Origin of the sequence: Vibrio sp. ECSMB14106, assembly GCF_000972265.1 — a bacterium.
In the GTDB taxonomy this organism is placed as follows: Bacteria; Pseudomonadota; Gammaproteobacteria; order Enterobacterales; family Vibrionaceae; genus Vibrio; species Vibrio kanaloae.
Window position 1 is genome coordinate 1 of the sequence record NZ_LAUM01000056.1, and the last position, 9,362, is coordinate 9,362.

The 9,362-nt window shown below is 42.5% G+C and carries 6 protein-coding genes; 3 read left to right on the top strand and 3 right to left on the bottom strand.

Features of this window, described 5'->3' with window-relative positions; genetic code table 11:
- From WR49_RS20460 to WR49_RS20470, 3 genes are all read right to left on the bottom strand, one after another.
- On the bottom strand, positions 1 to 1,710 hold a 1,710-nt coding region (locus tag WR49_RS20460; protein ID WP_046225248.1), incomplete at its 3' end, for a tyrosine-type recombinase/integrase.
- Positions 1,707 to 3,359, bottom strand: coding sequence for a hypothetical protein (locus tag WR49_RS20465; RefSeq protein ID WP_046225249.1), 1,653 nt, complete (start codon positions 3,357 to 3,359; stop codon positions 1,707 to 1,709). The genes WR49_RS20465 and WR49_RS20460, both read right to left, overlap by 4 nt.
- Before the next feature lie 7 nt (positions 3,360 to 3,366).
- Positions 3,367 to 4,332, bottom strand: coding sequence for a tyrosine-type recombinase/integrase (locus WR49_RS20470; RefSeq protein ID WP_231574731.1), 966 nt, complete (start codon positions 4,330 to 4,332; stop codon positions 3,367 to 3,369).
- A 491-nt stretch (positions 4,333 to 4,823) separates the two neighbouring features.
- Between WR49_RS20470 and WR49_RS20475 the strand changes: the two genes are divergently transcribed.
- The 3 genes from WR49_RS20475 to WR49_RS20485 are packed head-to-tail and all read left to right on the top strand — an operon-like array spanning position 4,824 to position 9,007.
- Positions 4,824 to 6,053, top strand: a complete 1,230-nt coding sequence (locus tag WR49_RS20475) for an ABC-three component system protein (protein WP_082082807.1) — start codon at positions 4,824 to 4,826, stop codon at positions 6,051 to 6,053.
- On the top strand, positions 6,034 to 6,699 hold the full coding sequence (locus WR49_RS20480; protein ID WP_041156868.1) for an ABC-three component system middle component 1: 666 nt from the start codon (positions 6,034 to 6,036) through the stop codon (positions 6,697 to 6,699). Before WR49_RS20475 ends, WR49_RS20480 begins: the two co-directional genes overlap by 20 nt.
- Positions 6,674 to 9,007 (top strand): AAA family ATPase, encoded by a 2,334-nt coding sequence (locus WR49_RS20485; RefSeq protein WP_046225251.1) that lies wholly within the window; start codon positions 6,674 to 6,676, stop codon positions 9,005 to 9,007. Before WR49_RS20480 ends, WR49_RS20485 begins: the two co-directional genes overlap by 26 nt.
- Positions 9,008 to 9,362: the final 355 nt, after the last annotated feature.

Here is a 9,362-nt window from a genome sequence, read left to right on the forward strand (position 1 = left end):
TTCCATGCCTTTTTTTACCGCCGCTCTACCAGCTTCACCAATATCATCCAATTGCATCAGTTTCATTTGCTGCACTAGCATTCCCTCCCAATAAGGCAGGTGTCGCTTATCTACAATGCCGCTTTCACAGCTATCAGGCTTACCACACTTACACTCATCATCATTGGTGCACCACCCAATACCTGTTGAGCGAATTGGTATGGAGCTAGAGTATGCCTTTGCCATAGCACTAAGAGAGCCAAAAGATTTAATTAACTCTTTATCCTCACGGACCTTCATGATGTTTTGAGCTATGTCGCCACCAGTGATAGGCATGTCTAGTTCAAACCAATCTTGCTTAATTTCTTCTTCAACCAGATATTTCTCTCGAAGCATTTCTTCAAACAATTCAGCATCCAAAGCATCATTAAAGGCATACAAAGTGGTCATGGTAATTGACCAATGTTTAAAGTGGTCTTTTAATGCTCTCAAGTCACCTAATTCAGAGTGAACCGCATAATTAGCAAAGGTACGTCTGAATTGGTGCGCTGATAGGTTCCAATTACTCCCTATCTGTTCACATAAGTTTGGCAACCTAGTGTTAGTCATTGCCACCCCTGACAATAGGTAAATTGCGTTTCCTTTTCCCAGGTTTTTCGATAGGCAGATGTGGTTTGAGATTTCCTCAAGTCGATGTGCTTCCACATGATCGTTGCTTGCTTTCGCTTTTAGTAAATCACACTCAAGTTGATCTTGAAGTGGAGCGCTCAAACGGCCAAGAATATCAATCGCTTCCGTGGCTATCCTTGGCGCAATCCACTCAGCTAACCCTGTATGTGTTTTCTCAGAGACAGTTTCGATGTGGTAGTAAGTGGTGTCACCTTTCGTTTCAGAGCGATACGCATCACGCTTAATGCCTAATATTTCATGGATACGCATACCCGTTGTGAGTAACAGCCAGAAGATACAGCTATCTCGCAGTAGCAATGTTTCTCTCTTTTTTGACGATTTCAGAATTTCATCAGCTTTATCTAGGTATGATTTAGTAAACTGGCACAGCGGAATTAGCACTTTATTTGGAATAATGGGGGTCTTACCTTTGGTAATGGCTTCCCGATACGCTTCACCAACATACCCTGCTTGCTCATTAGCGGTTGATTGAGGCCAAGGATGCTCTTTGACAAAATCAAACTCTTTGCAGTGGTAATAAAGGTCTTCTAGAACGCGGAATCTATCCACCTTGGTGACTGCTGTCAGTGGTTTAGTCTCGCCTTTTCGTTTTGAGTGCAGGGTATTTACATGCCTAACGTAGGCATTTGAGGTAAAAGCTGTCAGCCCATGTGTAACTGTAGTATCTGAACTTAAAACCCACTGAAAATAACTTTTCAACTTGTCCAATGTTTTCACATGAGTATTAAGAGCTAACCCCTTTTTGAATTTGCTCCAGATTACCCACTTTGCCATGCGCTTCATTTGAGTATCATCAATCGTAGAAAAAGTAAGGTTTAATGCACTTGCTATAGTTGCTTTCGTACCTTTACTAGCAGGAAACACCCATACATCTTCCTCAAATCGAGATAGCGTTTGGTATTCACCATTGGCGAGTTTAATGTAGGTCACGATACCCGTTAGAGAGCCATCAATGACTTGCTCAAGCGCACTGGTGCTTGGCTTTGGACATTGCTGAATTGCAAACTCAGCTTGCGTGAGTATTAACTCAATTGAACTCATTGCGTCACCTTCAACATATCAAGGTTTTGCCAGTACGGATGTGGATTAGATCTTGCCCGTTCTTTTTCAGCCTCTACACGCTGTAGCTGGCCAAGCTTAGCAAATTCAGGGACAACTTCTTCATCTACGATTCTTAGAACATTTTTTAAATGACGCTTCCAGTCTTTACGACCAAACTCGTCACGGCTTCGAATAATCGCCCAATAAAAACTAAAGAGTTTATACAAATCATCACCTGTAATAACGAAGCTTTTACAGCGGAAGCAGCCTAAAAAGTCATTACAGAACGAGCCATTTTTCGGTGCTTTATCGCCATTCTTAGGGTCTTTACAATGCCCTACAGGGACGCTTGGCTCTGCGCACGTTAGCTCTTTAACTCGTATCTCACCCATTAAGCCCAAGTTGCGCTTTGATTGCTCAGGAGCTTGCAGGTAGTGGTCAAGCGTTCCTGTCCCACTGTGTTTGGCTTGCCGCGCAGCAATTAACAAACTCTCACCACTTAACTCATAAATACCATTGATGAACGTCTTGCGAAAACGGCTTATATTAAGTTTTATGGTGCGTCCATCTTCATCTTTTAAGTCGTATTCTTTGATGAACTTGTTAATATTACTTAGCAATGATCGGTCTGAAAGAGAAGTAGCAGTACCTTTCTTCGCACCTCGTCCACCTCGTAAGGTTTCATAGGAAAGTATTAAGTCGGTACCAGTAAATTCTCTCACTTGGGCATTGCGCTCAATCATCAACTCAATTAGATAAGCAACATCAAGTTTTATCCCTTGTACTACCTCAAGTTTTTCTGATTTACGCAAGTTGTGTAACTGCATTGCATTGCTTCGTTTCTTAAATACGGTCAATAGCTTACGATTATCTTTAAGTGGATGGTTACTCAATGATTCGGTAGTCATATTGAGAAGCGGAGATGTGTTGATGCCTGTCTGAATCGCCACAGCTAACAAACACAGTGTTAACTGATAACCTGTTAGTGGTTCGGTCTTTTGATAAATCGGCTTAATTGCTTGTTTTAGCGCAACTACCACCTGCCTTTTTTCATGGGAAGTCAGGGGTTTCGCGCCCTTTGCACGTTTATTTGAATTTGGAAATGGGCTCTTCGGAAAGAAATCACTGTTTAGGTTGATGTCACCAATGGCAGGCCAGTAGCCTTTTTCTTTCATACGTGTCAGCAATGATTTGATGTATGTGTAGACACTCTTTTGGGAGTTATACCCTAGCTTGCTGCCTTTGAGATGCAACAAATATTGCTCTATTAAATTGGAGGTAATATCAGCTTGCGTCAAGTCCTCACCCAATGAATGCCTAAATATCGTTAAGTATTCAGCAAAATAGGTAAAGCCAGCGGTCAAATAAGCGTATTGAGTTCTCTCTGTAAAAGCATCAGTATTTTTCAGTAGTGCTTTTGCGGTGTAGTACGCTCGATTGGTGATGTCATCATAGCCTTCGCCGTAATATGAACTAAAGTCAAAATTAGTACCATTACCACCTTTTGAACCGATATTGGGATAGTTCACAACAGGGTTGATTGGTCGTTCTATTTCTCGATTTTGATCAGTGTCAGTAGTTGGCTCTACTGCCGACGTTTTCTTTAGCTTGTTTTTGTTAATTGACAGTTTTTTTCTTTGTCTCGCCATACTTCACCTACACAATCGCATCAATCTGTTGTTGATACTCAATAGACAAGTCATCGACTAAATCATTAACTAAATGCAAATACTTCATCGTGGTTGTAATACTTGAATGTCCAAGCCGAGCTTGTAGGTACATCAAGGGTTCAAATCTACTGCTTTTATGTTCTAACATTCCTTTCAGCATGTGCGTTGCGTAAGTATGTCTTAACATGTGCGGTGATACGTGAAAGGGCAAATTAAGCGACTTGAGAGCCTTACCAAAAGCAGAGCCTTGAGAAGTCCACTCTTGACCATCAGGCGTTAAAAACAAGCAATCTGATACCACTTCTGACTCCTGCTGCTTCTGAAAACGAGCCTCATTGACATAACGCCACAAGTCTTCCATCAGTCGTGTTGGAATGTGTATCTTACGCTCTTTCTCACCTTTGGTTCGCGAAATATTGACCTCGTAGTAAGCTCGATTTCCAGTTGGCTTTCGTATTACGTGCAACGGAAACAACAACAGCTCTTTACGTCTGATACCTGTCTGTAGACATAAGCGAACCATCAGCTTTAAGGTTGGATTTTCAATCGCAGATAGCAGTTCTTTCACTTCAATAGCTGACAAAAACTGAGCTTTCTTCTCAAAGGTTTTCATCATCAAATCAGAGCTGTACTTCTTACCACCATTTCTTTCGGTATGGGCTAAAAATTGCTGCCCTTTATTCACTGAAACCGATTCTAAAGAGTAAGGTAATGACTTAAACCACTTGCCAACTCCATAAGAGTAGAAACGCACTATCGTTCTTAAATGTTGGTTGGTTGAGTTAACTGACATACCAAACTCACCAACACAAAGGTCACGATAAGCACTAACTAACATTTCATCTTCACTGCTTTCGGAAATATCTCGCCAATCTAAGTTGTTCTGCTCACAAAACGTCAGGAATTGAGCTAAATGATTGCCATACGTCCACCAAGTATTTTCACTATTCACCCGACCTCGTTTTAAGCATTCATATATCAAGAACTGCATCGCCTCTACACAAAGCATTCCTGATTCAATCCCTAGTTCTGAATTATCACTCTCCCAAGTTAGTAAGGGGAAGTTAGGGTGTTTGACGCTTTCTATCTCAAAGTCAGATGTGGATTTGATGCAGAGCATAACAACCTCGCTGGACTGTACATGTATACATATATAAAGGGTGGTTCTATGCTTTGCTATGAGAATTGGAATTTTTTATGCGTACCGTGATATGTAACACGTTACTGGACAATTATCAGTTAGAGTTGGGGCCCTAAACCACAAGCATCGCATAAGCCGAGTTTGGGGTCGAAAGCGTCTACTAACTAATATGTAGCCATTCTTGACAATATTCTTGATAAAGGCCGGGAAATGTAGAATATGTTCGCTAAATAAACGAAGTACGTACAAAAAGGCATAAAAACAGTAATATGACTCCGTCACATTGGCAAAAAGGAGTTCATGTGAGTCAAGAAGATGAAAAATACCCAGCCAGCGCCATATCCTCCTGGAGCGGCTTCGTTTATCAAGGGAAAGTTGCACTATATCACTCGCTAAAGCTTATTCACGATGGCGACTTGGAGTTCGAGCTTCAGCTAGACAGTAGCGACGACTTCGCTATTTATAAAGATGGAAAGCTACATACCGCCCATCAAGTCAAAGCGAAGATTAGCAAATATCGTAGTGGCTACACCACGGCGCTGGAGCAGTCCACTTTAATCGAATACGACAAAATCAAAGGGACGACTCGTTACTTTCACGTATCCGTCCAGCTAAACAATACAGACGATCACAAAGGTGCTAGCGGAGAAACAGTAAAATTTTACCGCTACGGAGACAACTATTATTGTGGACTGGGTGAAATTGAAGGGTTGACCAAAGGACTTATACAAAATATATGTGAGAAACAGTCCATCACTATCAGTGATAACCTTATAAATTTTAACTACTGCTTACTGTCAGAAAAAATAAGCACCATCGCAATACATTGCCATAAATTAAATCAAGTTGACGGAGTCCAAGAAGCCAGAGCCGCATACGAGAATCGCATCAAAGCCAGTAGCCTTTTAGCTGTTCTGCTGAACGAAAACCCCTATCAGAATAGGGACTACTATGGAGTTGAATTAAAGGCTAGGCTCCTAACCCATCTAGAAGAAAGGCTGGATCAAGCGCTACCAACAATGAGTGACGCCACTTATGAGAGAGCTAGACGTTTGTGCGAGCACATACGCGAAACGCCCATCAACGAGTTAAAAACGCTATGCCAGATGATGAAACCATCCGAGCGGTTTCAAGACGTTCAGACGAACGACATCAGGCGATACACCAAGCTCATCCAAGCTATTTCGGTGGAGCCCATATTCAACCATCTCCCGCACTACCTCGACAGCGAAAATCGGTTCTACGTGCCTACCGCTCTTGACGTGGATGAAAGCGAGGAGTGTGAGTCTGACATGATCAGAGAAATGAAAAACAACGGGGATCTGCTGAGACTACTTTTTGAGTACAATCATCTAATCGCCAGCAAAGCGGAAGCCTCATTCACCTTTAATACAAAATTCACAAACTCAGATGATTTCGATAACAAGCCAGCTACTGAAAAGCTGGAAAGCAACATCATCAAATCGCTATGCATTAGCGTAATGACAAAAGAGGACGCAGAGGGTCAACTGAATGATAAAACAACTCATTGATGAAGCACTTGTTGCCCATGGCTTTGTGAGTAAGCGAGAACTGGACACAACAAGCTTTTATGTTCGCGAGTCTGGGTCTGCTATTAGATTCGCAGTCGTACATACTTTAGACGGCCTTCCTGACCCAGCCGAGCTAAATAACAGAATCAATCACCTTGCTCCTGATGAATTTCTTAGAAACCCAAGTTTCAAGAAGAATTGCGATCTGATTTGCATTTATCGCCTTGACGTTCTGGCCGAGTTCAAGGATCACGAAGAAGAAATCTTCGCAATCGAGGAAGACCCGCATTTTTATAAAAAATATGTTCTCTACTACAGTATTGCGGAAGAAAGCGCTCTCACCAATTTCACCTACAGAAAACTGGAGACTTTGATTGCTGATAAAAAGGAGTTTCTTAGTTACAAAGAAAAACCTCTTGTAGCCACACAATACAGCTTCGCGGCGAAGACCTTTATCAAACTTCCTTTCTTAGAGTTACCTAGCCATCAAGGAAACCTCGTATCCTTGAGGTTACAAGCAGCTGAGGCCGTTGCAGAAGCCGGTCTGAACGATATGTATTCGACTATCCAGACAGTCACAGGCAAAAATGCCGACGACATTATCAAGGAAATGATTAACAATGAACTGGCAAATATCCAAGATTGAAGTATCTAGCTTCAAAGCATTCAAGCATATCTACTTAGATCTTGGCGAGTCGTCCTTACTAACTCTGGACGGTCCTAACGGTTATGGAAAAACAAGCATATTCGACGCCATCGAACTACTGCTCACCGGCCAGATCAATAGAATACAAAACCTATTCTCTACTTTACTAACCAAGAACAAAAGGGACTACGCGGACAATCTCTTCTGGAACAACCGCTCCGGCGAGAACGACCTCTGCATTAAAATTGAATTCATTAATGGTGATCGTAAACTTATTTTGGCAAGACATTGCCCAACTGCGATATTCAAAAAACCAGCGAACAATCGTGCAGACAAGTATGAAAACTTTAAGCTTTACGAGCTACCGGAGTTTGAATCATCTGACTTTACGAAGATCAATCTGCGCGACAACAACTTCCTTGACGAAATTTTCGGCAAAAACTTCAGGGAAAACTTCTCCTTCCTTAACTATCTGGAGCAGGGACAAAACCGGCTGTTACACACTCGGGTAGACGAACGTAAGGATAAACTAGGCAACCTCTTTAACATCAGCGATATCGAAGCTGAAATTGAAAGCTGCAACACCATATACAGTAAACTTACAAAGCGCATCAACGATCCTGAGCGTAAGGCAAAAGTCGAGTCACTCACGGAAGAGATAGCCACCCTAAGAGGCACATTGCAGGCTGAGGCTGGGATCGTTGAGTACAAAAAGCTCTCGACGACTGATGTCCAGCCAGGATGGGACAAGGAGGAGCTCTTCTCGACGTATTCTGCGGTAGACCATACTACCTACCAGGAATCTGTTCGCAAGATTATCGCCCTTCTGCCACTCAAAGCCACGATAAAAACCAGGGTTCACAACGAGACAATTGATGCCGAAATTGATCATAACGAGGAATCCCTGAGAAGCTTGGCTCAGTTTGGTAAGGATCTTGGCAAGCTTGATTTGCTTGATGTTATCAAGAAGGGGATTGATGAGTTAGAACGTTCAGCAAACATCATCAAACGCGGTGCTACGGCAATTAGCTTTGAAGAAGCTCGAGCACTACCAAACTGGGCAGATGGGCGCCTTGAGTGGTTTGAATTACAAATTGAATCCCGAAACAGCCTACGCGAAAAAAGCAGCGCCAATGCGAACGTCATAGCCGAATTGGAACGCCTGAAAAGGCAGCTGATTGATGAACATAAGAAGTCCTATCCCAATGATCAGTTGTGCCCCCTTTGTGGCGCGGACTGGGAAGATCACAAATCAATGGTGGATGCCATTGAAGCAAGAACCAAGCAGATCTCTGAATCACTAAGCAAAGACGGTAAGGACTTAGTTAACCTTATCACTGCTATGGACGCTGAGCTGAAGCTCATCGACACCCATATACAAGACAGTTTGAAACTTATCAAGCCTACATTTGAACCAAATCTTCATGCAAAGCTGACAAAAATTAAGCTTCGGCTCCCGGCAATAACCCAGCTAATGGAGAAGCTGCAAAGTGACAATATTCAATTTACTGACTCATTTACGGAAATTGATGACGTAGTAAATGAGCGGCTTGAAAAGCTCAAAGCGATTCTAAGGAATAAAAAACAGGTTGAAGCTGATGCTTTAGCGCTGCCGGAGGACTGGCGAGATACAACAAACAGCGCCTTCAAAGACCTGCAGGACTTCTACATAATCACGGCTGAAGATCTAAAAGACAAAGAACAGTATATATCGATTAAAGCCAATGAGGCTCAAAACTCCAGGCTCCAAACCTGTATTTCCGGTCTTAAGCTTATCGAAAAAGAAACCCTAGCGGCCCAAAAAGCTCAAGGTAAAATCGAAAAGCTCCGAAACACATTGAAGAAGACAGAACAGAGTTATACCGACCAGACAATTTCAGCTATTGAGCTCATATTCCACATCTACAGTGGTCGGTTAATCCAAAACTATCAGCGTGGCCTGGGCCTGTTTATCGAGAGCCGCGAAGGTACGCAGTTGAGGTTCCTGACTGCAGAGAAGTCTGAACACGACGCAGTCATGTCTATGAGTTCTGGTCAGGTGTCAGCCCTCAGCCTTGCCTTCTTCCTTTCCCTCAATAAAGTCTATGCTCAGGTACCTCTCATCCTGATTGATGACCCGTCTCAATCTCTGGATGAAGTCAACATTGCTTCCTTGACCGATCTACTCCGTTGCGAACTCAAGCACTGCCAGCTAATTGTCTCCTCCCACGAGGACGATATCTCTGCATACATGCGCTATAGGTTCAACAGAGCAGGCTTAAAGACAAGTTCACTTAACATGCAGCTATTGGCGAAAGATGCTTTGTAAAAGCAGCCCATATCAATGTAATAGAGCTGGGCGTCCGAGATGTTCATATGGATGGGTTAACCATCCTGAAGAGGATGTCACAAACAACAATAGGATCTGATTTTGCGCATTCTTTCATTAGGTTAAGTATCGCAAAATCAGGTCTCTATTAATTTAATTGTACTAATTCAGACCTGATCTGACCGTCATAACTTACTTTGGGGCAGATATGAGTTTGCCAACATCGCCCCAAATCGATCCCAATCAGCAAAGAAAACACTACTCCTATAAGAACTATGCTTTTTTTTAGTTCACCCACATATATATTTGATATTGACCATTATGATGAATGTTACACCCTTGGGGATTCATAACA

Coding starts and splice junctions, on each gene's coding strand:
- WR49_RS20465 (WP_046225249.1), bottom strand. CDS start 3,359: ATGGCGAGACAAAGAAAAAAACTGTCAATTAACAAAAACAAGCTAAAG.
- WR49_RS20480 (WP_041156868.1), top strand. CDS start 6,034: ATGATAAAACAACTCATTGATGAAGCACTTGTTGCCCATGGCTTTGTG.
- WR49_RS20485 (WP_046225251.1), top strand. CDS start 6,674: ATGAACTGGCAAATATCCAAGATTGAAGTATCTAGCTTCAAAGCATTC.